Consider the following 25,491-nt stretch of genomic DNA (forward strand, 5'->3'; position numbering starts at 1 on the left):
AGCAGCGCCGGGGCGGCAGCGCGCCGGGTCAGCCGGCTTCGGGGTCGCGCAGCACGAAGATGAGGGCGCTGATCGCGGCCGTCACCCCGGCGGCGGCGGGCGAGTCGGTGGTGCCACCCTCGACGGCCGTCGTGCTCACGGCGCTGACGCTGACGAGGCGCTCGCCCAGGCGCAGACCGTCGAGAAAGTCGAGTACTCGGTCGTATTCGCCGACCAGGGTGATCGTGACCGGCACCGAGACGAAGTTCGCGGCGGTCACGAGGTCGCTCGTGACTGGGGGCACCGCCGTCGGCACCTCGGGGGGCGCGGCAGCCACGGGAACGGATGCCGCGGCATCCGTCGCCGGCACGGCCTCGGCAACGGGCGCGACCACGACGAGCGGCTCGTAGGGCTCGGCGTCGCTCACGGTCATCGCCGACAGCGACAGGCCGTTCTCGGCGGCGAGCGCCGAGACCTCGGCCACGAAATCGGGCAGCTGCGCGCCGGTCGGCACCGAGGTGCGCAGCTCGGCCAGTTCACGCTGCACGCCGTCGATGTCTTCAAAGTCGTTCTGCAGGGCGTCGAGCTGCAATTCGTAGACCTCGTTTTGCGCCTCGACGGCGACGCGCTCGGCGCGTGCCGCGCTCACCTCGGTCAGCTTCGGGGAGATGCCGAGCAGCCAGCCCAGCACGAGCGTGACGCCCATGACCAGGGCGGCGCCGAACATCCAGATGCGATTGCGGTCCATGACTACTCGCTCCCAGCGGCGTCGGCGAAGCGCCCGGAGTACGCCTGTTCGTTGATGTGCAGGGTCACGCTCACCTGAAAGGCGCCGGTGTCGGTTTGGGTGATGGCGCCGGGAGTGCCGTCGGCGTACCCCGGCAGTGCGCTGAGGTCGCGCAGCCAATCGGGCACCCCCGGCAGGGTGGGACTCGTCACCAGCAGGGTCAGCGTCGCGACCCTGGCCTGCTGCAGCGGCGCGATCGCCTGGTCGTAGGGGGCCAGCGGAGTCGCCGCGTCGAACGTGACGGAGTCGATGGTGACGTCACTCGGCAGCACCTCCCGCACCCGCTGCAGGTAGTCCTTCCAGTCGATTTCGGTCGAGCCGCCCACCTGCTGCGCGGCGATGGTCGCGTCGACGGCGTCTTGCACCTGACGCACCTCGAGGTACTGGACCTGTTCGGTGAGCAGCTCGGCGGTGCGGCTCTGGGCGGCGGCCAGGCGCGACTGCCCCTGCATCGCCTGCCAGGTCGCCACCCCGACGCCCCCGGCGACGAGCACCACGACCGCGACGACGGCGATCAGCAGCCCGCGCTGCAGTGCCTTGCCGCGCAGTCCGGCCTTCACCTCCGGCGGCAGCAGGTCGGCCCGTGGCTCGCCGCCGATGATCAGTTCATCGACGACGGATGCGCGGCTCATCCCTTGCTCCCGAGCGCCAGCCCCAGGGCCACCAGGTAGCTGCCCCCCGACTGCTGCAGACCCTCGACGTTAAGGCCGCGGGCCAGGTGCACCGCCCCCACCGGGTCGGGAGCCTCCACCGGCAGCCGCGTCAGCCCGGCAAGTGCCTGCCGAAATCCGAGCAGGCGGGCCCCACCACCGGTGAGCACGATGCGGGTCACGGTCAGGGTGTGCCGGGTATTGGTGAAGTAGTTGACCGTGTTGCGCAGGCTGTTGAGCAGCTCGGTCGTCACGTCGTGCACGAGCGTCTGCGCCGCCAGGGTCTCGGCGTCACGCCCGCTCTCCAGTTCGCCTGCGCCCGGCTCGAGCCCGAGCGTGAGCTTGAGCGCGTCGGCCGGCTGGGCTTCGAGCGCCAATCGCACCATGAGCGCCTGCGTCACATCGTCGCCGCCGGCCGGAATCAGCCGCACGAATTGCGGAATGCCCGCCGCGGTGATGAGCACACTCGTCGTTCCGGCACCGACGTCGATCTGTACGATCACGTCATCCGTCGCCGCGCCGCGATGAATCGCCCGGCTCAGCGCGAACGGAATCAGGTCGACCTCGACCGGCGTCAGTCCGGCGAGCTGCACGGCCTTCACGTTGGCGAGCACGACGTCTTTGACCGCCGCGATCAGCAGCCCGCTCACCTGCGGCCCGGTCTCTGGCTCACCGGGCAGCTCGATGATCGGGTAGAAGTCGAGCAGGGCCTCGGCGACCGGCACCGACAGCAGGTCTTGCACCTGAAACGGCAACGATTCGCGAATGCGTTTCATCGACATTTTCGGCACGGTGAGGTCGCGCGCGACCACGCGATGGTTGCCCATTCCGAGCACCACGTCGCGGCTCTTGAACCCGCCGGCAGACCACAGGCGTTTCAAAGCGGATGCGACGGTCGCCGGTTCGAGCACCTCCCCGCGGCTCACGGCCCCGGCCGGCAGCCGCTCTTCGTGGTAACGCTGAATGGTGGGCCTGGCCGATCCGGCCTCGCTGACCTCCACCGCGCGCACCGAACCGAAGCCGATATCGATGCCGACCACACTCGTGCTCATTCGTCTCCTCGTTCGCCCGCGGGCTGCGTCGCGGTCGTCGTCACGGGGCACTCACAAAGATGAGGGTGGATGCCTCGGCGAGCGGGGTCGAGGATCCCGCCTGCACGACGCTCACCCGAAACGTCACGACGCCGGGGTATCCGGCCGGCGCGGCCGGGCAGACCCCGCGCACACGCTGCACGGTCAGGGTGCTGTCGATGCTGCTGGTCGCACTGTCCGAAGCGGGAAGCGCCGAGCACACGGTGCCCTGAGCCCTGGCCTGTTCGATCTGTTCGCTCACCAACTGGGTCGCCGTGGCGATGCTCGCGTTGACAACGGAGACCTGCATGGACTGCACGATCAGCGGCAGAAAGGCGACCGCGAGCAGGCCGAGCAGAAACATGGACACCACGATCTCGATCAGGCCGAATCCTGATTCGGTGGTCTCGGTCTTCTGCACGAGCGCACCCCCTCATGGGATCCGGTGGGTTGTGGTTGTGAGCTGTGAGTTGTGAGACGTGAGTCGGGGCGGAACGGCCGGCCGGACGCCCCCGGGGCGCCCGGCCGGCCCGGTACCGGCTGAATCCGGCTAACTCTGAACGGCGGCGCCGTCTCCGTCGATGGTCCACTCGTGATCGGCGGGAACCGCGTCTTCGGTCCAGGTTCCGGTGATGACGAAGTCGGTCTCGTCTGTGCCGCTGAGGGCCACCGTGATGTCGTCGCTCGCCGTGTAGCCCTCGAGCCCGTCGATTGTCGTCGGGAATACTCCGGTCGACGTGAATTCGGCGATGACGGCCGTCTTCGCGCTCGTGATTGCGGCCGACACGGCGCTGTCTTTCGCGCCGTCCTGCTGGCTCAGAAAGATCGGGATGGCGACCGCGGCAAGAACGCCGATGATCAGCACCACAACGAGCAGCTCGATGAGGGTGAATCCCTTCTCATCCGGATTCAGGCGCAGGCGTTCGCGCTTCTCGGCAAGAACACGCTGTTTGCGTAAGAGCGCCCCCGTGATACGTGTGAACATGTCAATCCAGTCCTTGTGGTGCGCTGTGTGAAGCTGGGAACGGCGTCGGGTCGCTCACGCTGATCATACGTTTCTTCGCCCCCCAATGGGGGGTTTCTCGTAAACTTTTCCGCCCCATCTTGCGGGGGGCCGCCCCGAGCCCGTCAGCCGGCGTCGAGCAGGTCCCGCAGCGACGTGAGATCGCCCATCTGCGCGGCCGAACCGGCCGAACCGCCCGTCACGGTGCCCGTGTCGAGATTGATACCGGGCAGCCCCAGCGCCACCGACTCGAAGCGGGTGTTGTTCTTGAAGTCGTTGGCTCCATTGGCGTAGAGCTGACCGCGCCACTCGAAGGTGTTCATGGCTTCGAGCCGGCACGGCGTGTAGAGCATGGCGTCAATGGTCGGGGCGATCGTGAAGCCGTTCTTCATCGAGAAGTCGCCCTGCAGCAGGCCGCAGGTGGGTGCGTTGTTCGCCACGTTGTCGGGTGTGACGAACCAGAGTTTGTGCTGCGCGGTCGTGGACGACTTGAAGCGCACGTTGTTGATGAAGTCAAACTTCTGGGCGAAGATCACGACGTCGTTGGTGAGGTTCACGTCGCCGGTCGCCTTCACGCCGAGCGGGCACAGGGCCAGGGCGTTGATGATCACCGGCTTGGTGCCGTTGGCCGCGGCCGCGAGCCGGGCCGCATCGATCGTGCAGTTGAGGCCGATCGGCGTCACCTTGTACGGCACGCCGGCGCTGTCGACCCAGTCACCGGGCACGTAGCCCACATCTACCCAGCCCGGCACCGCAGGAATATCTGCGCTTGTCAGGTATTTCGTATAGACGCCGCCGACCCGGCTCGGCAGTGTGGCAGCATTCACGTTGACGGTCGCCGAGGTCAGGTTGCCGGTGACCTGCCCAAGGGTGGCCGCGCCCGAGGCCCAGGCGTTGCCCTCGATGGCGCATCCGCTGATATTCAGATTGCCGTTGGAGACGACCACGTCGCCCTCGATCACGGTATTGTTCGCGCACTCCATACTGCCGTTTTTGACCTGAATGGCGGCGCGCCCGCTCTCGGCGACGAGCAGGTTGGCGTTGTTCTTGAAGACGACTCCGCCGTAGAGATACATGGCCGCGCCGGTGGGCTGAACCCCCGGCAGCACCGCGGGCACGTACGAGAAGACCGCCTCGACGGTGGTGGCGTCGCCATCGGTGTTGCCTGCCACGCCGGCCGACACGGCCGTTCCGGTCGAGAGCACACGGATGCGCACGGCGGCCACGCCCGCAGCCGGGCAGCCGGCCACCCAGGCCTCGCCCGTCGTGCTGAGCGAGTACGACACGGTGGCCGTGAAGGCCGGCATCGCGCGGGTGTACTGGGCCTGGCAGGCGCCCTGGGTCAGGCTGACCTCGGCCACGTTCACGCCGCTCTCGGCCGCCGCGATCGACTGCACGCCGGCGCGGGTCGCGCTCGTGAGCCCGAGGGAGTAGAAGCTCACGCCGGTGACCGTGACGGTGATGACGACCATGACCGCCATCACGGCGATGACGGCCATCAGGGCGCTGCCCTCGTCACGGGGCCGTCGGGTGCGGGGCCGTCGGGTGCGGGGCCGTCGGGTGCGGGGCCCTCGGGTGTTCATCAGGCGCATGGGTCGCTCCGGGTGGCTAGGGTTCGCATGGTCGCGGTGGAATTGATGCCGACCGGCAGGCTCTCGCCCGCATCGATCGTGAGCGCGAGGGTGATGCGACCGTCCACCCCGCCGAAGACCGGCGTGCCGGTCGGGCTGACGCCGTCGCCGAGTTTGATCCACGACGACAGGGCGGCGGATGTCGGCGGCGCGATCAGGGCGGCCGGCGACATCCGCTTCGTGTAGACCGCTCCGCCGTCATCGGGCGTGAAGTACCAGGCCTGACAGGCCCAGACGACGGGGGTCGCGCTTCCCGCGGTGCGGGCCAGCAGCAGCTGGGTGTCGTCGATGTCCTGCAACGACACGAAGGAGGCGTTGCGCACCCCGACCTGCACGGAACGGCTGATCAGCTGGCCCATATTGGTGGCCGTCGACGCGGAACGAACGTCACGCTCGATGCGCAGCGAACTGATCAGCATGCCGCCGACGATCGACAGGATGACGACCGCGAACAGCATGTAGATCAGCAGCTCGACGAGGCTGAACCCCGCCTCGACCCTGCATCGCTTCAGGGCGCGTCTCAGGGCGCGTCTCATGGCGCGTCCAGCAGAATGAGGGTGCTCGCGGAGGCGAGTTCGTCGCTGGATCCGACACGGGTGACCCAGATGCGCAGCGGCACGACCCGCAGGTAGGGCTCGACACAGACGTCGGTGGGGGCAAGATCGAGCGCGAGGTGCGGCTGCAGGGCGCCCCGGGCATCCGCTACCGGCAGCGGAACCACGGCCGCGAACTCCTTGACCGCCGAGCAGCTCGATCCCGACGCTCCGATCTGTTCGAGCTGCTGCACGACGAGCTGCGTGGCCGATGCACGCACGGCATTGACCGAGGCGATCTTCGCCGCCTGCACGAGCACCGGCAGAAAAGCTATCGCGAGCACCGCGATCAGAAACATGGAGATGACGATTTCGATCAGACCGAAGCCGTTCTCAGCGCCGTTCTCAGCGCCGTTCTCAGCGCCGGCCGCGGGGTGTGGGGGCCGCCCGTGGTGGGGCATCGCTCACCCCTATTTCACGTACTCGAAGATGCTGAACATGGGCAGATACAGCGCCACGATCATGCCGCCGATGACGACCCCGATGAAGGCGATCATGAGCGGTTCGATGAGCGCGGTCAGCTGCTCGGTCGTGGACTGCACCTCCTGGTCGTAGAAATCGGCGACCTTGCCGAGCATCTGTTCGAGCGCTCCGGCGTCTTCACCAACCGCGATCATCTGCACGACCATCGCCGGAAAGATCGGCTCCCGCGACAGCGGGCCAGCGATCGACTTGCCCTGCCGCACCGATTCCTGCACCTTCCGCAGCGCCGACTCGACGACCCAGTTGCCGCTGGTCTCGCCCACGATCGCGAGGGACTGCAGAATCGGCACCCCGGCACCGATCATGGTCGAGAAGTTGCGGCTGAACCGGGCGATGGCGAGCTTCATCATGAGCGGCCCGAACACCGGCAGCTTCAGCTTGAACGGGTCGACGATGCGCCGAACCCGTTCGCTGTTCTTGTTCTTCTTCCACCAGATCGCGAACACGATGCCCACCACCACGAGCAACGGCCCCGCCCACACCATGATCTTGGACATCACGACGAGCACCTGGGTGGGCAGCGGCAGCTCGCCGCCGAGTCCGGAGAACATCTTCTCGAACACCGGCACGATGAAGATCAGCATGCCGATCACGGCGAGCACCGCCATGATCAGCACCACGACGGGGTAGGCGAGCGCCGACTTGATGGTGTCACGCAGCTTCACCTCCGACTCGAAGTTGCCGGCCACCGAGTTGAGCGAATTCTCGAGAAAACCGCCGGTCTCGCCGGCCTTGACGAGGTTGATCATGATCGGCGGAAACACCACGTCGTGCTTGCTCATCGCCTCCGACAGCGACGCCCCGGTCTCGACCTCGTTGCGAATCGTGGTCAGCACCCGGGCCAGCTGCCGGTTTTCGGTCTGTTCAGAGAGGATGTTCAGGGTGCGCAGCAGCGACAGCCCGGCGCTCGTCATGGTCGCCATCTGTCGACTCATCACGGCGAGGTCTTTGAGGCCGACACCCTTGCTGAGCCCGGGAATGCGAATCTCCCGGCTGAGCCCGGTACCGACCTGCACCTCACTGATCGAGATCGGGGACAGCCCCATCGCGCGCAGTCGCATCATCGCCGCGCTCTCCGAGGCGGCATCGAGCCGACCAGACACGACCTTGCCGCCCATATCGCGGCCCTTGTACGCGTAGGCGAGAGTGCCGGACATCAGTTGCCCCGCGTCGAGAACGAGTCCCCGAAGTCGATGCCGGCGCCTGACGACGGCGAACCGGGCGGAAGGTCGGCATCCGTTCGCCGAATCAGCTGGTTCAGACCCTCGAGGTCTTGCGCCTTGTCCTCGGCCGATTGGCGGGTGATCAGGCCGGCGTTGACGAGTTCGGCGAGGTTTTGGTCCATGGTGTGCATTCCGAGGCCGCGACCGGCCTGCATCGACGAGGGAATCTGGTAGGTCTTGCCCTCACGAATGAGGTTCGCGACGGCGGAGGTGGTGATGAGAATTTCGGTCGCCACAACCCGGCCGCCGCCGACCTTTTTCACGAGGGTCTGGCAGATCACGCCCTGCAGCGTCGCGGCGAGCTGGGCCCGCACCTGCGCCTGCTGGTAGGGCGGAAACACGTCGATCACCCGGTCAATCGTCTGCGCCGCGTCCTGGGTGTGCAGGGTCGCGAACACGAGGTGCCCGGTCTCGGCGGCGGTCAGCGCGACCGACACCGTCTCGAGGTCGCGCAGCTCGCCGATCAAAATCACGTCCGGGTCCTGCCGCAGCACGTGCTTCAAAGCGGATGCGAAACTGTGCGTGTCATGCCCCACCTCGCGCTGGTTCACGAGGGACTTCTGGTGCTTGTGCAGAAACTCGATCGGGTCCTCGACGGTCACGATGTGGTCGGCCCTGGTGCGATTGACGAGGTCGATCAACGCCGCGAGGGTCGTGGACTTGCCCGACCCGGTCGGCCCGGTCACGAGCACGAGCCCGCGCGGCAGCTGCGCGAAGGCCGCGACCGACTCGGGCACACCCAGGTCTTTGAGCGGCTTGATCTCGCGCGGAATCAGCCGAAACGCACCGCCGACGGAGTTGCGCTGCAGGTAGTAGTTGACCCGAAATCGGGCGCCGCCGGCCGTGTACGCGAAGTCGAGCTCGAGTTCGCGCTCGAACTCCTCGCGCTGCGCCGGCGTGAGAATGCTGAACAGGGCGCTCGTGACCTTGTCGCGCTCCCATTTTGTCGAACCGTCAATCGGGCGCAGGGCGCCATCGAGACGGATGCACGGCGGCGCGGCGACGGTCACGTGCAGGTCGGAGGCGCCGAGGTCGAGCACCTCGATGAGGGCCGCGACGAGGTCGGCGTCGGGCTGCAGGCCGCCTCCGGTTCCGCCCGCCGAGCGGCCGGCCCGCCGAGACTGACCGGGTTCGGCGGGCGACTCGGCCGCCGAGAAGGCAGCCGCGTCGGGTGCAGCCGCCGGTGGCGCTATGGTCGCTTCGCGATCCGTGCCCGCAGTAGTGCCAGAGTCGAGGTCGTCGAGCGACCACGTCTCGGCCGCGGCACCGGGCGGGGTGACCGGAATCTCGTAGATGGGCTGGCTCATGACTGTCGTCCCTTCGCGGTGGTGCGGCTCGTGCGGCTGGTGCGGCTGCCCCTCGACATCGGCATCAGGCCACCACGCGCAAGATCTCTTCGATCGAGGTCAGGCCCAGGCGCACCTTGGCCCAGCCGTCGTCACGCAGCGCGACCATGCCCTGGTCGAGGGCCGCGCGGCTGATCTCGGCACTCGAGGCGCGAGCCACGCAGAGCCGTTCGATCTCCTCGCTCACGGTCATCACCTCGTGCACCGCGATGCGGCCGCGATAGCCCGTGTTCGAGCAGTTGGCGCATCCGTTCGGTTTGAACAGAATCGGCGACGGATGCTGCGGATCCACCGGAAACCGCAGGTGCGCGAGCTCTTCTGCGCTGCGCACGTCCGGGGCCTTGCAGCGCTCGCAGAGGTGGCGGGCGAGGCGCTGGGCGACCACACAGTCGAGGGCGGAGCCCACCAGGAACGGCTCGATCCCCATCTCGGTGAGCCGGGTGATGGCGCTCGGCGCGTTGTTGGTGTGCAGGGTGCTGAGCACGAGGTGGCCGGTGAGGGCCGCCTCGATGGCGATCTGCGCGGTCTCGTGGTCGCGAATCTCGCCGAGCAGCACCACGTCGGGGTCGCTGCGCAGAATCGAGCGCAGCGCACTCGCGAAGGTGAGCCCGGCCTTGGGGTTCACCTGCACCTGGTTGATGCCCGCCATGCGGTACTCGACCGGGTCTTCGACGGTGATCACGTTGATCTCCGGCCGGGACACCGAGTTCAGGGTCGTGTAGAGCGTCGTCGACTTGCCCGATCCGGTCGGCCCGGTCACGAGGATCATGCCGTAGGGCTTGGAGTAGGCGGTCTTGTAGGCCTCGAAGTTGTGCGCCAGCAGGTTGAGGTCGCGCAGGTTCATACTCGTCGTCGAGTTGTCGAGAATACGCATCACGACCTTCTCGCCCCAGACCGTGGGCAGGGTCGCGACCCGCAGGTCGATCTTGCGGCCGCCGTGGCTGACCGACATGCGGCCGTCCTGTGGTTTGCGCCGCTCGGCGATGTCGATGTCGCTCATGATCTTGAGGCGGCTGATCACCCCGCTCTGGATGCTTTTCGGCGCGCTCGGCATCTCGTGCAGAACTCCGTCGATGCGGTACCGCACCCGCAGGCTGTGCTCCCCCGGTTCGATGTGGATATCGGAGGCCTTGTCCTGGATCGCCTGGCTGACCAGCAGATTGACGAACCGCACGATCGGGGCCGCGTCATCCGCCGCATCATCGCCGATGGAGCGCTCCTGCTCAGTCGGCGCGTGCTCTTCTTCGAGGGTGGTCGTGAGGTTGCTGAGCTCGTCGTCGGCCCGGTGAAACCGGGCGAGCGCGGCGAGCAGGTCGCCGCGCTCGGCGACGACGGGGGCGACGCGCATGCGGGCACCCTCGCGCACATCGTCGAGCGCAAAGACGTTGCCGGGGTCGACCATGGCGAGCACGAGGCGGCCATCGGTGACCGCGATCGGCAGCACCTCGTGGCGGCGGCAGACGACCGGGGAGACCATGGCCAGCGCGATCGGGTCGACCGGGTAGTCCAGCAGCTCGACGAACGGCAGGTTGGCCTGCGCGGCACGCGCCTTGGCGAACTGCACCTCGCTGATCACGCCGCTGTCCACGAGGCGTCGAACGGCGCCCTCGTCGGCCGGGTCGCCGGCCATGAGGGTGTCGAGCGCCTCGATCGGCAACAGGCCGTGCAGAATCAGAATTTCGGTCAGGGTTGCCACGCGGGCCTCCCTCGATCGGGGCCCTGGTGCGCGCGTGCGGAGGTACCGGTTGCAGCCGTGCCCCATTTGGGGGACACAGCGTAGATGTTGAGCATAGCTGGCGGTACGAGCGATCACCAGCGCGAGTATTCCGGACCGGGGCTGTGTGTGTTGCCGTAGACGTCGAGTTGGCACTGAGTCCCACTGTGCTGCCATACTTTCCCTGATTCAGCTACACAGGACCGGAACGCTGACACTGAGTCGTGGGATCCCGCCGTGTTTCGCGGGAACCGCGCGAGTGGGCCCCGAAGTCTCACGTGAACTGCCAACACAAAGGAGTGTCACCATGACGACGATTCTCACCAACCCGGGTTCAGCCCGGGCCAAGAACCCCGCCAGCACCACCAGCGTCCAGCCGGCCCCCTCCGGCCTCGCCGCCATCGTCATCGCCGATCCCGGCGCCCTCGGCCTCGGCGCCTTCGCCCTCACCACGTTCGTGCTGAGCCTCTCCAACACCGGGCTCATCCCCGGCGCCGGCGCCGCCGTCGTCGGTCTCGCCCTGTTCTACGGCGGAATCGCCCAGGTCTTCGCCGGAATGTGGGAGTTCGTGAAGGGCAACACCTTCGGCGCGACCGCGTTCACCTCCTATGGCGCCTTCTGGCTCGCGTTCTGGTGGCTGCTCACCCACCCCGAAACCCACCTCGCCGCGGGCGGCGCCGGAGTCGGCGCGTTCCTCGTGGCCTGGACGATCTTCACCGCCTTCATGACCGTCGCCGCACTGAAGACCAACCGCGTGCTCGTCGTACTCTTCGTGGCCCTGACCCTGACGTTCATTGCGCTCGCGATCGGATCGTTCACGGGAGTGAGCGCCATTCACGAGTTCGGTGGCTGGCTCGGCCTCGCGACGGCCGCGATCGCCTGGTACGGCAGCGCCGCCACCGTCATCAACGCCACCTGGAAGCACCCCGCCCTCCCGGTCTGGCCGCTCGCCTAACCCGTACCCCACCCCGCGCGCCCCACCCCGAGCTCCCGCCCGTACCATTCGACGGAAGTTCGCACCCACAGCCCCCGCTTCGGTCCTGACGCGGGGGTTGTGTCGTCTCAACTTCCGTCGAATGGTACCGATCGGCGCGACGGCATCGGATGCCGCATCGGCGCCCTGACTCCGACCCGACTACCAGCAACCCGCACAGGTCAGCACCTCGACGTGCCTGTGCCGCTCGCGGCACTCGTCCGGCGACGCGGCACTTCGTGCACGGAGTGCCCGCCAACCCAACGAGTGCCGCGAGCGTCTTCGGGCATCCGCTGGGGCATTAAACAGCGGATGGCCCCCCTGCCGAAGCAGGGGGGCCATCCGTTTTATCCAACCAGGCTAGAGGTTAGTTGTACGTACCCGGCGTCAGGTCATCCGACGAGAAGCTGTCGAAATCGACGAAGCTCAGGTCGCCTTCCTTGAACGCGGCATCCTCGGTGAAGATGCGGTTCGGGTAGCGCTCGGCCTTGGCCTCTTCCGTTGCCTCGACGGTGACGTCGCGGTAACGGGGAAGACCGGTTCCGGCCGGGATGAGCTTTCCGATGATGACGTTCTCCTTGAGGCCCATCAGCGGGTCGCTCTTGCCCTCCATGGCCGCCTGGGTGAGAACCCGGGTGGTTTCCTGGAAGGAAGCGGCCGACAGCCAGGACTCGGTCGCCAGGGATGCCTTGGTGATACCCATGACCTCCTGACGAGCCGAAGCCGTCTTACGGCCCTCGGTGAGCGCAGCACGGTTGAGTTCGTTGTACTTCAACCGGTCAACGAGCTCACCCGGAAGCAGTCCGGTGTCGCCGTGCTCGACGACGGTCACCTTACGAAGCATCTGACGAACGATGACCTCGATGTGCTTGTCGTGAATCGGCACACCCTGCGAACGGTAGACGTCCTGCACACCGGTCACGAGGTGCTTCTGCACCGCGCGAACACCCTTGACTCGAAGAACTTCCTTCGGGTCGACGGCGCCGATGATGATCTGCGTGCCGAGCTCGACGTGCTGGCCATCCTCAACGAGAAGGGTCGAACGCTTGAGCACCGGGTACGCGATCGCTTCGTCACCGTTGTCGGGGGTCAGGATAACCTTGCGGCCCTTGTCCGAGTCTTCGATGGTGATGCGACCCGCGGAGTCGACGATCGGCGATGCACCCTTGGGGGTACGCGCCTCGAAGAGCTCCTGCACGCGCGGCAGACCCTGGGTGATGTCGTCAGCGGATGCCGACCCACCCGTGTGGAAGGTACGCATGGTCAGCTGGGTACCGGGCTCACCGATCGACTGTGCGGCGATGATGCCGACGGCCTCTCCGATGTCCACGAGCTGGCCGGTCGCGAGCGAACGGCCGTAGCAGACCGCACACACACCGACGGTCGACTCGCAGGTCAGAACCGAGCGAACCTTGATGTTCTCGACACCGGCAGCGATGAGCTTGGCGATGAGAACGTCTCCGACGTCGTCGCCGGCTTCGGCGACGACCACGCCTGCGGCGTTGACCGCGGGGGCGGCCAGGCTGCGGGCGTAGACCGCGTTCTCGACGTTCGCGTGCACCGTGAGGGCACCGTTCGCGTCGAGCACGAGGGCATCGTTGGCGTCGCGCTGCGCGATCGGCAGTTCGAGACCCTTGGTCGTACCGCAGTCGTCTTCACGAATGATGACGTCCTGAGACACGTCCACCAGACGACGGGTGAGGTACCCCGAGTCGGCGGTACGCAGCGCTGTGTCGGCCAGTCCCTTACGAGCACCGTGAGTAGCAATGAAGTACTCGGCGACGGACAGGCCTTCGCGGTAGCTCGAGATGATCGGGCGAGGGATGATCTCACCCTTCGGGTTGTTCACGAGGCCTCGCATGCCGGCGATGTTACGCACCTGCAGCCAGTTACCACGAGCACCCGACGTCACCATGCGGTTGATCGTGTTGTCGGTCGGGAAGTTCGCCTGCATGGCCGCGGCCACGTCTTCGGTGGCGCGCGTCCAGATCTGGATGAGCTCCTGACGACGCTCGAGGTCGGTCGTGAGACCCTTCTCGAACTGCGACTGAACCTTGGCGGCCTGCTTCTCGTAGCCGGCAACGATCTGCGGCTTGTTCGGCGGGGTCAGGATGTCGCTCAGCGCCACGGTCACACCGGATCGGGTTGCCCAGTAGAAACCGGCATCCTTGATCCGGTCGAGGGTAGCAGCAACCTCGATCTTGACGTACCGCTCGGCGAGGTCGTTGACGATCGTCGACATGGTGCCCTTGTCGGCAACCTGCTCGAAGTACGGGTAGTCCACCGGAAGCGCCTCGTTGAAGATGGCGCGACCGAGGCTCGTGGTGACGAGCACGGTTCCGACAGCCTGACCGCCCACCAGTTCGACGCCTTCGGGCTGAGTGCCCTCGGTGAAGTACTTGTCGGTCAAGCGGATGCGTACCTTGGCGTTCAGGTCGAGCGACTTCTGGTCGAACGCGAGAATCGCTTCGGACACGGTGGAGAACGCGCGGCCTTCGCCGACAACGCCTTCCTTCATCGTGGTCAGGTGGTGCAGACCGATGATCATGTCCTGGGTGGGCAGGGTCACCGGGCGTCCGTCGGACGGCTTCAGGATGTTGTTCGAGGCGAGCATCAGGATGCGTGCCTCGGCCTGGGCCTCAACCGAGAGGGGAAGGTGAACAGCCATCTGGTCACCGTCGAAGTCGGCGTTGAACGCCGCGCAGACGAGCGGGTGCAGCTGGATGGCCTTACCCTCGACGAGCTGAGGCTCGAAGGCCTGGATGCCCAGGCGGTGCAGGGTGGGTGCACGGTTGAGCATGACCGGGCGCTCGCGGATGATCTCCTCGAGCACGTCCCAGACCTGCGGGCGTGAACGTTCGACCATGCGCTTGGCGGCCTTGATGTTCTGAGCGTGGCTCAGGTCGATCAGGCGCTTGATCACGAACGGCTTGAACAGCTCGAGTGCCATCTGCTTGGGCAGACCACACTGGTGCAGCTTGAGCTGCGGGCCGACGACGATGACCGAACGGCCGGAGTAGTCCACGCGCTTGCCGAGCAGGTTCTGGCGGAAACGACCCTGCTTTCCCTTGAGCATGTCGCTCAGGGACTTCAGGGCGCGGTTACCGGTACCCGTGACGGGGCGACCACGACGACCGTTGTCAAACAGTGCGTCAACGGCCTCCTGCAGCATCCGCTTCTCGTTGTTCACGATGATCTCGGGGGCACCGAGGTCAAGCAGACGACGCAGACGGTTGTTGCGGTTGATCACACGACGGTAGAGGTCGTTGAGGTCAGAGGTCGCGAAACGGCCACCGTCGAGCTGCACCATCGGGCGCAGTTCCGGCGGGAGCACGGGAACGACGTCGAGCACCATTCCGGCCGGCGAGTTGCCGGTCATGATGAACGCGTTGACGACGCGCAGGCGCTTGATGGCGCGGATCTTCTTCTGACCCTTGCCTTCGGCGATCTGCAGGTGCAGGTTTTCGCTCTCGGTGACGAGGTCGAAGGCCTCAAGGCGCTTCTTGATGGCTTCGGCGCCCATGAAGGCCTCGAAGTACATGCCGAAACGGTCCTGAAGCTCGTGGAAGACGGAGTCTTCGGGCTTCAGGTCGCCGACCTTGAGGGTGCGGAAGTCTTCCCACACACGCTCGAGGTGAGCGATCTGCTCGTCCAGAGACTTGCGAATCTGGCCCATTTCCTTCTCGGCGGCGTCTTTCGTGCGCTTCTTCTGGTCGCTCTTGGCGCCTTCGGCCTCCAGTGCTGCGAGGTCGGTTTCGAGGCGCTGCAGGCGGTCGGCGATGCGCGAGTCGCGGCTGGTCTCAATGGTCTTGAGTTCCAGACGCAGCTCGTTCTCCAGGCCAGGCATGTCCTGGTGGCGACCGTCTTCGTCAACCTCGATGACCATGTAGGCGGCGAAGTAGATGACCTTTTCGAGGTCCTTCGGAGCCATGTCGAGCAGGTAACCGAGGCGCGAGGGCACACCCTTGAAGTACCAGATGTGGGTGACGGGAGCGGCCAGCTCGATGTGGCCCATGCGCTCGCGGCGCACGGACGACTTGGTGACCTCTACGCCGCAACGCTCGCAGACGATGCCTTTGAAGCGAACACGCTTGTACTTTCCGCATGAGCATTCCCAGTCCCGCGAGGGTCCGAAGATCTGCTCGCCGAACAGGCCGTCTTTTTCCGGCTTGAGCGTGCGGTAGTTGATGGTTTCGGGCTTCTTGACCTCACCGTGCGACCAACGACGGATGTCGTCTGCGGTAGCCAGGCCAATACGAAGCTCGTCAAATGTTGTTACGTCGAGCAATTTCTCTCCTTGGAAAGTTTTCGAAGTTTCTCTGGACCGGGCTTAGATGTCGTCGATGGACGACGACTCAAACCGCGTGGAAATGTTGATGCCGAGCTCTTCCGCTGCACGGAAGACCTCATCATCGGTGTCGCGCAGGCTGACGGCGGTGCCGTCTGCTCCGAGTACCTCGACGTTCAGGCACAGCGACTGCATTTCCTTGATCAGAACCTTGAAGCTCTCGGGGATGCCGGGTTCCTGAATGTTCTCGCCCTTGACGATGGCCTCGTAGACCTTGACGCGGCCGAGGATGTCGTCAGACTTGATCGTCAGGAGCTCCTGAAGTGCGTATGCGGCGCCGTATGCTTCGAGCGCCCACACCTCCATCTCACCAAAGCGCTGTCCACCGAACTGTGCCTTACCACCCAGCGGCTGCTGCGTGATCATGGAGTACGGACCGGTCGAACGAGCGTGGATCTTGTCGTCGACGAGGTGGTGGAGCTTGAGGATGTACATGTAGCCCACGGACACCGGCATCGGGAACGGCTCGCCGGAGCGGCCGTCGAAGAGCTGGGTCTTGCCCGAGGAACCGATGAGGCGTTCGCCGTCACGGGTCGGGGTCGTGGACTCGAGGAGTCCCTCGATCTCGATCTCGAGCGCGCCGTCGAATACCGGAGTCGCGACCTTGGTGCCGGGCGCTGCGCTGAAGGCCTGCTCGGGCAGACGAGCTGCCCACTTCGGCTTGCCCTCGACGTTCCAGCCCTGCTTCGCAATCCAGCCGAGGTGCGTTTCGAGCACCTGACCGAAGTTCATGCGACCGGGGATACCGAGCGGGTTGAGGATGATGTCGACCGGGGTTCCGTCGGCGAGGAACGGCATGTCCTCGATCGGCAGGATGCGGGAAATAACACCCTTGTTGCCGTGACGGCCGGCGAGCTTGTCACCCTCGGTGATCTTGCGCTTCTGGGCGATGAAGACGACAACACGCTGGTTGACGCCCGAGCCGAGCTCGTCGTCGCCGTCCTGCGAGTCGAAGACCTTGACACCGATGATGGTGCCACGCTCACCGTGGGGAACCTTCAGCGAGGTGTCGCGAACTTCGCGGCTCTTCTCGTTGAAGATCGCGCGCAGCAGGCGCTCTTCGGCAGAAAGCTCGGTCTCGCCCTTGGGCGTGACCTTGCCGACGAGGATGTCGCCGGGGCGAACCTCGGCTCCGATGCGGATGATGCCACGCTCGTCGAGGTCGGCGAGGAAGTCCGGCGACACGTTGGGAAGGTCGCGAGTGATCTCTTCCTTACCCAGCTTGGTGTCGCGGGCATCCACTTCGTACTCTTCGATGTGGATCGACGAGAGGGTGTCATCTTTCACCAGGTTCTGGCTCAGGATGATCGCGTCCTCGAAGTTGTAGCCTTCCCACGGCATGAATGCCACGAGCAGGTTCTTTCCGAGGGCGACCTCGCCCTGGTCCGTTGCCGGACCGTCGGCGATGACTTCGCCAACCTCGATGCGCTCACCGGCGTTGACGATCACGCGGTGGTTGAAGCTCGTGCCCTGGTTGGAGCGGCTGAACTTGCGCAGGTAGTAGTCCTGCGTGCCGCCCTCGTCGAGCATGATGGTGACGACATCCGCTGATACCTCGGAAACCACACCGGCCTTGTCGGCGGTGAGCACGTCACCGGAGTCAATGGCGGTGTAGACCTCCATGCCGGTTCCGACGAGCGGGCTGTCGCTGATCAGCAGCGGCACCGCCTGACGCTGCATGTTGGCACCCATGAGGGCACGGTTCGCATCGTCGTGCTCGAGGAACGGGATGAGCGACGTTCCGACCGACACCATCTGGCGCGGCGACACATCCATGTAGCCGATCTCTTCCGCGGGGAAGAGGTCAACCTCTCCACCCTTCTTGCGGGAGAGAACGCGGTCCTCGGCGAAGTGCGAGTCCTTGGTGAGCGGCGCGTTGGCCTGAGCGACGATGAACTCGTCTTCTTCGCTCGCGGTCAGGTAGTCGATCGTTTCGGTGACCTTGTTGTTGACCACGCGGCGGTACGGCGTCTCGATGAATCCGAACGCGTTGATGCGGGCGAACGAGGCGAGCGAACCGATCAGGCCGATGTTCGGGCCTTCCGGGGTCTCAATGGGGCACATGCGACCGTAGTGCGAGGGGTGAACGTCTCGCACCTCGACGCCGGCGCGGTCACGGGAGAGTCCACCCGGGCCCAGCGCGGACAGGCGACGCTTGTGCGTCAGTCCGGCGAGCGGGTTGTTCTGGTCCATGAACTGCGACAGCTGGCTGGTTCCGAAGAATTCCTTGATCGCAGCGACGACGGGCCGCACGTTGATCAGGGTCTGCGGGGTGATCGCTTCGATGTCCTGCGTGGTCATGCGCTCGCGAACGACGCGCTCCATGCGGGACAGACCGGTGCGAACCTGGTTCTGGATCAGCTCACCCACGGCACGAATACGACGGTTACCGAAGTGGTCGATGTCGTCGGTGTCGATACGGATGTCGGTCTTCTTGCCATCGCGCATGCCGGCAATGGTGGTCTCGTTGGCGTGCAGGGCGACGAGGTACTTGATGGTGGCCAGGATGTCCTGGAGCGTCAGTACGGAGTCGCTGAGCGGGGCCTCGAGGCCGAGCTTGCGGTTAATCTTGTAACGACCAACCTTGGCCAGGTCGTAGCGCTTGGAGTTGAAGAAGAAGTTATCCAGCAGCGCACGCGCGGCCTCGGCGGCAACCTGCTCGCCCGGGCGGAGCTTGCGGTAGATGTCCTTGAGGGCTTCTTCCTTCGTGAGGATGTTGTCCTTCTCGAGGGTGAGCTCGATGGACGCGAAGCCCTTGAACTCTTCGAGGATCTGCTCGCTCGTCAGGCCGAGGGCCTTGAGGAACACGGTGACCGACTGCTTGCGCTTGCGGTCGATGCGCACGCCAACCTGGTCGCGCTTGTCGATCTCGAATTCAAGCCAGGCACCACGGCTCGGGATGACGCGGGCGGAGTAGATGTCCTTGTCGGAGGTCTTCTCCTGCTCGCGGTTGAAGTACACACCGGGCGAGCGCACCAGCTGAGAGACAACGACACGCTCGGTGCCGTTGATCACGAAGGTACCCTTGGGCGTCATGAGCGGGAAGTCGCCCATGAATACGGTCTGAGTCTTGATTTCACCGGTGAGGTGGTTCATGAACTCGGCGTTCACGTAGAGCGGTGCGGAGTAGGTCTTACCCTTTTCCTTGCACTCGTCAATCGTGTACTTTTCCGGCTCGAGCTCCGGATTGGTGAACGACAGCTGCATCGTTTCGCTGAGGTCTTCGATCGGAGAGATCTCTTCGAAAATCTCGTCCAGGCCGGTACGGCTGGGCAGGTCCTGACGACCCGACTTCTGGGCTTCAGCGACGCGCTTCTTCCAGATGTCGTTGCCGACGAGCCAGTCAAAGGACTCGGTCTGCAGAGCAAGCAGGTCGGGAACTGTGAGATTGTCGCTGATCTTTGCGAACGAGAGACGCTCAGCTGAGCGGCCGTTCTTGGGTGAGTTGGTGGTTGCGTTGCGCGCAGCAGCCAAGGAAATAACCTCCGTGGACCCCGTCAGGTCTAGTTACTGTTATTGGTGAAGAACTCCACAGACTCTCGAACGCTGGCACGTGCAACAGACCCTCGCGGGTGTGAGACGAGCAGGAGAGAGATGCCGCAAGGTGGCTTGGGCACGCAAAGCCGACCGCAATATGAAGGCAGAGGTTTATCTGGGAGCGCAAGGATCAACTATATGCCTCTTATAGCGTGCTGTCTACTCAATTCTTGCCTTTGTGCGGATTCTCAGGTATAACCCCCCTCCCGACGGATGGGAGAATGGTTGATATGAGTAGTGTTTCCAAAAATCCGATTGCCAAGAAATCGGGCGAGGCGGAGCATCCGTCGGTCGTCTTGAAACTGAGCGGCCACACCGCGGTCATCGAACCGGACCGCTTCACCCCGGGCAGCTACCAGCTCGTCGTCGACGGCACCCCGCAGTCGCACGTGAACATCGACCACCCCGATGAGCTGTTCTTCGAGTACATCCAGCGCATCGGGCACGTGATCGACCTGCTCGGCGACCCGCACGAGCCGATCACCGCCGTGCACCTCGGCGCCGGCGCGCTCACCCTGCCGCGCTATGTGGAGGCGACCCGGCCGGGTTCCCGCCAGCAGGTCGTCGAGATCGAGAGCGACCTGGTCGACCTCGTGCGCTCCGTGCTGCCCTGGGACAAGCGCGCCCAGCTGCGGGTGCGGCACGGCGACGCCCGCGAGGTGCTCGCCAAGCTGCCCGCCGGGCTGCACGGCACCGTCGACCTCGTGGTGGTCGACATCTTCTCTGGCGCCCGCACCCCGGCGCACGTCACCAGCCGGGAGTTCTTCGCCCTCACGGCCCCGCTGCTCTCGCCGCGAGGCGTGGTCGCCGTGAACGTAGCGGATGGGCCAGGACTCGCCTTCGCCCGCGGGCAGGCCGCGACGCTCAGCGCCGTGTTCGAGTACGTGATCGGGTTCGCCGAGACCCAGGTGCTGAAGGGCCGCCGCTTCGGCAACATCGTCTTCATCGCCGCCCATACCCCCATCGACACCACCTGGATTCCGCGGCTGCTGGCCGGCGGGCCGCACCCGGCGAAGGTGATCGAGGGCGCCGAACTGGCGCAGTTCATGGCCGGTTCGCTCGTGGCGACGGATGCGACGAGCACCCAGTCGCCGCTGCCCGGCCGCACCGTCTTTCAGATCGGGCATTAGCGCCTGGCCCTGCTTCCGGCGCGCGCCGCAACCGCGGCGCTACGCTGGAGTATCCCCATTTCTTTCGCGGCTTCGGTCGCCCGCCGTACAGGACGACACCCTGAACACCCCGAATATGATCACCTCCCCGAACATCGTCACCGGTTTCGACGCCGCCACGCTGCGCGATGTTGTCGACCTCGCCGCCGCCGGCGCACGCCTCGACGAGCTCGGCGCCCTGCGCAGCCTGTCGGCGCTCAACGAGAAGGTCACCCTGCTGCGCCTGGTCGGGCGCCTCGACGAGGCCTGGCTGATCGCCAGTGAGGCGGTGCGTCAGGCGCGATTCACGGGAGATCGCGAGCAGGCGGCGGCCAGCCGCATCCGTCGCGCGCAGGTGCAGCAGTTTCAGGGCAAGCTCGACGAGGCCGTCGTGGAACTGACCCACTGCGTGCAGGAGTGTGAGGCCCACGAGTGGAGCGCGGTGGCCGCGTTCGCCCGCGAGAACCGCGGCAAGGTCTACTTCGACCAGGGCAATCTCGACGCCGCCCTCGTCGACCTCACCGCGGCCGTCTTTCTGCGCGAGAACGATGGCGCGAGCGCCGACGTTCTCGAGGGCGCACTGGCGGCCGTCGTCAGCGTCGAGGCCCTCATCGCCGAGCGCGCTCGGCCTTCCGCGATCTAGAGCCGTCAGGTCCTTCACCGGTCACTGCTATAACGGTCCCGAGGGGGATATCCCGTGTCGGGGGTCTGGTGCATGCTGGAGTCCCATCTCCACGTCGAGCTGAGTGAGTGAGGCCGCTGTGAACACGAAGTCTCTGTCCTGGGGCCTGCTCGCCGCGACCGTCGCGATCGTTCTCGGGGGCTGCACGGTATCGTCGCCGGCACCGCGGGCGAGCTCGGCCACGTCGACCCCGGCCGCCCCCCGACCCACGCCCTCGGTGGCGGCGCCGGCCGGCGAGCTGCCGCTGCCGGTGAGTCCGGTCGGTGATCCGGTCGTGATCGCCTCGGGGCTCGCGGCGCCCTGGTCGGTGCTGCGGCTGCCCGGCGGCGGCCCCCTGAGCGGCGCTGCCCTCATCAGCGAACGCGACACCACCCTCGTGCGCGAACTGCTCGCCGACGGCAGCCTGCGGCAGGCTGGTTCGGTACCGGATGCCCGCCCCTCCGGCGAGGGCGGCCTGCTCGGCCTCGCGTTCCTCGCCGACGCCGCCGCCTCGGGCGGCTCGGGCTGGGTCTACGCCTACTTCACCTCCGCAGCCGACAACCGCATCGAGCGGATGCCGCTGCTCGGCACCCCCGGCAGCCTCGCCCTCGGCGCCCCCGAGTCGGTACTCACCGGCATCCCGCGGGCCGGAAACCACGACGGCGGACGCATCGCGTTCGGCCCGGACGGGCTGCTCTACGCGACCGCGGGTGACGCCGGAAACACCGATAACGCGCAGGATCTCGAGAGCCTCGGCGGCAAGATTTTGCGGATGACCCCGACCGGTGGGGTGCCGTCAGGCTCGGGCGCGGCGTCGAATCCGTTTGGCACGCTCGTGTACTCGTACGGGCACCGCAACCCGCAGGGCATCGCGTGGGATTCGACCGGCACGCTGTGGGCGAGCGAATTCGGGCAGAACACCTGGGACGAACTCAACCGCATCGAGGCGGGCGGCAACTATGGCTGGCCGGTCGTCGAGGGAGTGGCGGGGTCGACGGCGGATCCGGCGTTCATCGATCCGGTGCAGCAGTGGCAAACGAGCGAGGCCAGCCCGAGCGGCATCGCCATCGTCAACGACACCCTGTTCATGACCGGCCTGCGCGGCGCCCGGCTGTGGCGCATCGACCTGCGCACGGTGGCGACGACGGTGGCCGAGAACGATCCCTCCACAGTCACCGTGGACGAGTGGTTTGTGAACAGTTACGGCCGTTTGCGTGACGTAGTGTCGGGGCCTGCTGGCACACTGTGGTTCATCAGCAACAACACGGACGGCCGCGGAGATCCCACGGCCGACGATGACCGGCTCTACCAAGTGGAGGTGGCACCCTGATGGCAGATCTCAACCAGGTGCGACGGTGGGCGGATGCCCTGATCGTGTTGCATCTCGACCCCGGCTGGAGCTTCGGCTTCGACAACGCAAAGAAGCGCGCCGGGCTATGCAGCTTCAGCAGCAAGAGCATCACGGTGTCGCGCTACCTGGCGGCCCGCTACGACGACGACGACGTGCACCAGATCTTGCTGCACGAGGTTGCGCACGCCCTGGCCGGACCGCGCGCCGGGCACGGCCCGAAGTGGAAGAAGGTCGCCCTCGCCCTCGGCTACGACGGCAAGCGCACCCACGACGGCGAGATCGCCGATGAGCTCGCGCCCTGGGTCGGTACCTGCCCGACCGGCCACGTGCACTATCGCTACCGGCAGCCCACCCGTCCGCTGGCCTGCGGGCTGTGCGCTCGCGGCTTTCGCAGCGAGTACCTGATTCAGTGGATCCGCCGCAATATCACGCCCGCCATGCGCAGGCAGGCCGCGGCATCCGCCGGCCCGTAGCCGGGCCGGGGTGGGCGTGGCCGGGCCTGGCGTGGCCGGGCGTGGCTGGGCCTGGCGTGGCTGGGCTGGGCGTCAGGCGGGAAAGTCGAACTCGGTGAGCTCGGCAATCTCGCGCGCTGTATCGATTCCACTGGCCGCGTGCACGACGTCGCCGAGTCCCTGCGCGCCGAGCAGCTGCCCGGTTTCCGACGCCCCGACCAGATGCCGTACCGCCCGGGTGAGCCCCCCGAAGGCGACGGATGCCGCGGCCGCCTCTGGCGAGCAGTGGTCGATTCCGAGCGTTGACAGGGCATCGACGACCGCGCCGGCGGCGAGGGAATCCTCGACGGCGACCCGGAACGTTCCGTCGAGCCGGCGCTCCCCGGCCGCGATCACGGCGACGGCGAACCGGTCGCCCTTCTCGGTCTGGCGGGCCAGCACCCACTCGGCGACCGCGGTGCGGTTGGCGAAGCTCGCGGCAATGACACGGTGCTCCCCCAAGGGCGTGGGCAGGCTGAACCCGGCGTCAACGGTGGGCAGCGCATCAACGAGAATCACGACATCCGCTTGCGGAGCAAGGGCCTGAAAGCCCGCGAGGCCCCAGTCGAGGCGTACCTGGTACGGCTGCTGGGGGTGGGTGGGGGCAGGGGTTTGCGTCTCGGTCACCCTCTCAGGGTAACGACCCGGCCCGCATCCTGCGGCATTGCGACCGGCGACGGATGCGGCGCCCCCGCCACTGAGTCCCCCGCCCCGACGTGCGCGGGACCTGCGCCGCTGCGCGGGAGCTGCGCCACCCCGCCCGACACTCACTGCCGAGCTGCGCGGGTCCTGCGCCGCTACGCGGGAGCTGCGCCACCCCGCCCGACACTCCCCGCCGAGCTGCGCCGGACCTGCGCCGCTGCGCGGGTGTATCGACGGGCTCGTCAACCAACCTATCCGGGGCTCGGCACGCTTCAGTCGGGGCAGCGTGTCGGGGCAGCGGGTCGGGTCAGCGGGCTTCGTAGTGGGCGAGGGCGTCGGCATCCGTCGCGTGGGTCATGGCGCGGCGGGCGGTGTCGAGGGCGACGACCGGGTCGGCCTCCGCGAGCGCGAGGGCGAGCTGGCGTTCGGCTTCGGCGAGGCGCGTGCGGGCGGCGGCGCCTATGCGTCCCCGATTGGCGCCGATGTAGGCGTGGGTGACGGTGAGCTGGCTGCGCACCGTGAGCAGTGCGCCCGCGAGGGCGGTGCGCGCGTTCTGCAGCCGCAGCTGTCGGTTGCGGGCCTCGGAGCGGATGACGTCCAGGCCGTCGCGCGCCGTCTCGAGCCGGGCGAGGTCGACGGCCGGGTCGCTGAGTCGGGTCGGTTCACGCAGCTCGGCGAGTACCGCGGCGGCATCGGCGATCGCGCGGTTGAGTTCGGCGCTCGTGTCGGACTCCTCGTGGCCGTCGCGCAGGGTGCGGGCCTCCGTGAGCTCGGCGGTCACGGCGGTGAGCGCCTGGCCGAGCGTCGCGAAGCCGCGGTGGAGCTGGTCTTCACCGGCCTCGATCGCGTCGAGCAACCCGGTGGCCTGAAAGAGCGCGTGTTCGGCGGCCCGCAACTGCTCGCCGACGGGTTCGGCGGCACCCTCCGCGAGACGGATGTCCGCGGCCCCGACCGCCTGCTGGGCGCGGGTGAGCGCGGCGCGCGCACGTTCAACGTTGCCACTGATGGGAGCGAGAGCGTGCTCGGCGTAGCTCTGGCGAAGCCTGTCGATGGTGGCGGAGCCGCCCGAGAGGCGATCGGCGGTGCGGTCCAGGCGGCGGCGCAACAGCTCGAGACGGCGGGGAGCCTCCCGCTCGACACCCCGTTTGCTGTCGAAGTCGCGCTCCTGATCGGCCAGGCGTGCTCCGGCCTCCTCGGCGAGCGCGCGAATCTGCCGGTTCCAGCGGTCGCGTTCCGCGGCAGAGTCGGGCACCGCGTCATCGAGCTTCTGCTGCAGCGCGAAGGCCTCACTCAGTTGGCGGCGGGAGGCGGCGAGGGCGGCGGCGAACTCACGAGTGGCGGGTTCGCCGAACTGGGCGAGTGCGAAGTCGAGTTCGTCGGTGCTCGACTCGACGAGGTCGTCTGCGCGCACGAGGCTGATCGCCGCTTCGCGGGCGAGCGCCGCGGCGGCAGCCGTTTCGGCTCCGCGCAGAGCGGCGGTGCGTCGGCGAAGCAACGTCACGACGAACACGATTGCCGCCACGACGACGGCGAGTACAACGACAGAGGGGACCCACCAAAAAGCGCCAGACATGGTCGCGAGTCTAGTCAACGCCTGCTGCAGGGTCGCCGGGGCGGACCATCTCGATAGGTGTCAGTCACGACCGAGCAAGGCCCGGGCAGCGCGGCCCCGAGCCCACAGCTGACACTTATCGACAAGCCCGGTGGCCAATTCAGGAAAACCGTGCCCCGTCGGCATCCGCTCGTGTGAAATCACGCGGCAACCCGGGCAGCCGCGCCCGGATTACCTGAATTAGCCACGCCGGCCGGCCGGCCGAGCCGCGCCGCGCCGCACCGCGCCGAGCCGGCCTGCCGACCCGCG

20 protein-coding genes are annotated in these 25,491 nt (G+C 66.7%); 5 read left to right on the forward strand and 15 right to left on the reverse strand.

Annotated elements, in window-relative coordinates:
* Nucleotides 1-28: 28 nt before the first annotated feature.
* The 11 genes from E3T55_RS07085 to E3T55_RS07135 all read right to left on the reverse strand — a co-directional run bounded on the left by E3T55_RS07085 (nucleotide 29) and on the right by E3T55_RS07135 (nucleotide 10,461).
* Nucleotides 29-727: a hypothetical protein gene (locus E3T55_RS07085; protein ID WP_134518881.1), complete on the reverse strand. Its 699-nt coding sequence runs from the start codon at nucleotides 725-727 to the stop codon at nucleotides 29-31.
* A 2-nt stretch (nucleotides 728-729) separates the two neighbouring features.
* A complete protein-coding gene (locus E3T55_RS07090; RefSeq protein ID WP_134518882.1) occupies nucleotides 730-1,398 on the reverse strand; it encodes a hypothetical protein in 669 nt (222 codons plus the stop codon).
* A complete protein-coding gene (gene pilM / locus E3T55_RS07095; RefSeq protein ID WP_134518883.1) occupies nucleotides 1,395-2,468 on the reverse strand; it encodes a type IV pilus assembly protein PilM in 1,074 nt (357 codons plus the stop codon). The genes E3T55_RS07090 and pilM overlap by 4 nt, the downstream gene beginning before the upstream one ends.
* 40 nt (nucleotides 2,469-2,508) lie before the next feature.
* Complete coding sequence (locus E3T55_RS07100; RefSeq protein WP_134518884.1) at nucleotides 2,509-2,907, reverse strand: type IV pilus modification PilV family protein; 399 nt, start codon at nucleotides 2,905-2,907, stop codon at nucleotides 2,509-2,511.
* A gap of 129 nt (nucleotides 2,908-3,036) precedes the next feature.
* Nucleotides 3,037-3,471, reverse strand: coding sequence for a type IV pilin protein (locus tag E3T55_RS21015; protein ID WP_134518885.1), 435 nt, complete (start codon nucleotides 3,469-3,471; stop codon nucleotides 3,037-3,039).
* A 143-nt stretch (nucleotides 3,472-3,614) separates the two neighbouring features.
* Entirely contained in the window at nucleotides 3,615-5,081 is a 1,467-nt protein-coding gene (locus E3T55_RS07110) for a hypothetical protein (protein WP_134518886.1), read from the reverse strand.
* Nucleotides 5,072-5,656 (reverse strand): hypothetical protein, encoded by a 585-nt coding sequence (locus E3T55_RS07115; RefSeq protein WP_134518887.1) that lies wholly within the window; start codon nucleotides 5,654-5,656, stop codon nucleotides 5,072-5,074. The genes E3T55_RS07110 and E3T55_RS07115 overlap by 10 nt, the downstream gene beginning before the upstream one ends.
* Nucleotides 5,653-6,114 (reverse strand): type IV pilus modification PilV family protein, encoded by a 462-nt coding sequence (locus tag E3T55_RS07120; protein WP_134518888.1) that lies wholly within the window; start codon nucleotides 6,112-6,114, stop codon nucleotides 5,653-5,655. Before E3T55_RS07120 ends, E3T55_RS07115 begins: the two co-directional genes overlap by 4 nt.
* A gap of 9 nt (nucleotides 6,115-6,123) precedes the next feature.
* Entirely contained in the window at nucleotides 6,124-7,353 is a 1,230-nt protein-coding gene (locus E3T55_RS07125; RefSeq protein WP_134518889.1) for a type II secretion system F family protein, read from the reverse strand.
* Nucleotides 7,353-8,726 carry a type IV pilus twitching motility protein PilT gene (locus E3T55_RS07130; RefSeq protein WP_134518890.1) on the reverse strand — a complete coding sequence of 458 codons (1,374 nt, stop codon included), beginning with the start codon at nucleotides 8,724-8,726 and terminating at the stop codon, nucleotides 7,353-7,355. The genes E3T55_RS07125 and E3T55_RS07130 overlap by 1 nt, the downstream gene beginning before the upstream one ends.
* 64 nt (nucleotides 8,727-8,790) lie before the next feature.
* Nucleotides 8,791-10,461 (reverse strand): GspE/PulE family protein, encoded by a 1,671-nt coding sequence (locus E3T55_RS07135; protein WP_134518891.1) that lies wholly within the window; start codon nucleotides 10,459-10,461, stop codon nucleotides 8,791-8,793.
* A gap of 325 nt (nucleotides 10,462-10,786) precedes the next feature.
* On the opposite strand from E3T55_RS07135, the gene E3T55_RS07140 reads away from it, so the two are divergent.
* Nucleotides 10,787-11,434, forward strand: coding sequence for an acetate uptake transporter (locus E3T55_RS07140; protein ID WP_134518892.1), 648 nt, complete (start codon nucleotides 10,787-10,789; stop codon nucleotides 11,432-11,434).
* A gap of 385 nt (nucleotides 11,435-11,819) precedes the next feature.
* On the opposite strand, the gene E3T55_RS07145 is transcribed toward E3T55_RS07140, so the two are convergent.
* Both E3T55_RS07145 and rpoB read right to left on the reverse strand, forming a co-directional pair.
* Nucleotides 11,820-15,740, reverse strand: coding sequence for a DNA-directed RNA polymerase subunit beta' (locus E3T55_RS07145; protein ID WP_134518893.1), 3,921 nt, complete (start codon nucleotides 15,738-15,740; stop codon nucleotides 11,820-11,822).
* Between the two features lie 42 nt (nucleotides 15,741-15,782).
* Complete coding sequence (gene rpoB, locus E3T55_RS07150) at nucleotides 15,783-19,274, reverse strand: DNA-directed RNA polymerase subunit beta (RefSeq protein WP_134518894.1); 3,492 nt, start codon at nucleotides 19,272-19,274, stop codon at nucleotides 15,783-15,785.
* A 293-nt stretch (nucleotides 19,275-19,567) separates the two neighbouring features.
* On the opposite strand from rpoB, the gene E3T55_RS07155 reads away from it, so the two are divergent.
* The 4 genes from E3T55_RS07155 to E3T55_RS07170 all read left to right on the forward strand — a co-directional run bounded on the left by E3T55_RS07155 (nucleotide 19,568) and on the right by E3T55_RS07170 (nucleotide 22,970).
* Entirely contained in the window at nucleotides 19,568-20,467 is a 900-nt protein-coding gene (locus E3T55_RS07155) for a spermidine synthase (RefSeq protein ID WP_134518895.1), read from the forward strand.
* Between the two features lie 115 nt (nucleotides 20,468-20,582).
* Entirely contained in the window at nucleotides 20,583-21,128 is a 546-nt protein-coding gene (locus E3T55_RS07160; RefSeq protein WP_241992924.1) for a tetratricopeptide repeat protein, read from the forward strand.
* Nucleotides 21,129-21,246: 118 nt separating this feature from the next.
* Complete coding sequence (locus E3T55_RS07165) at nucleotides 21,247-22,476, forward strand: PQQ-dependent sugar dehydrogenase (RefSeq protein WP_134518896.1); 1,230 nt, start codon at nucleotides 21,247-21,249, stop codon at nucleotides 22,474-22,476.
* Nucleotides 22,476-22,970, forward strand: coding sequence for a SprT-like domain-containing protein (locus tag E3T55_RS07170; RefSeq protein WP_134518897.1), 495 nt, complete (start codon nucleotides 22,476-22,478; stop codon nucleotides 22,968-22,970). Before E3T55_RS07165 ends, E3T55_RS07170 begins: the two co-directional genes overlap by 1 nt.
* Before the next feature lie 72 nt (nucleotides 22,971-23,042).
* Here E3T55_RS07170 and E3T55_RS20720 read toward each other — a convergent pair whose 3' ends face one another.
* Both E3T55_RS20720 and E3T55_RS07180 read right to left on the reverse strand, forming a co-directional pair.
* Entirely contained in the window at nucleotides 23,043-23,615 is a 573-nt protein-coding gene (locus E3T55_RS20720) for a 2-phosphosulfolactate phosphatase (protein WP_241992925.1), read from the reverse strand.
* Between the two features lie 322 nt (nucleotides 23,616-23,937).
* Complete coding sequence (locus E3T55_RS07180) at nucleotides 23,938-25,203, reverse strand: coiled-coil domain-containing protein (protein WP_134518899.1); 1,266 nt, start codon at nucleotides 25,201-25,203, stop codon at nucleotides 23,938-23,940.
* Nucleotides 25,204-25,491 lie beyond the last annotated feature (288 nt).

It is taken from the genome of Cryobacterium frigoriphilum, assembly GCF_004403305.1.
GTDB classification, from domain to species: domain Bacteria; phylum Actinomycetota; class Actinomycetes; order Actinomycetales; family Microbacteriaceae; genus Cryobacterium; species Cryobacterium frigoriphilum.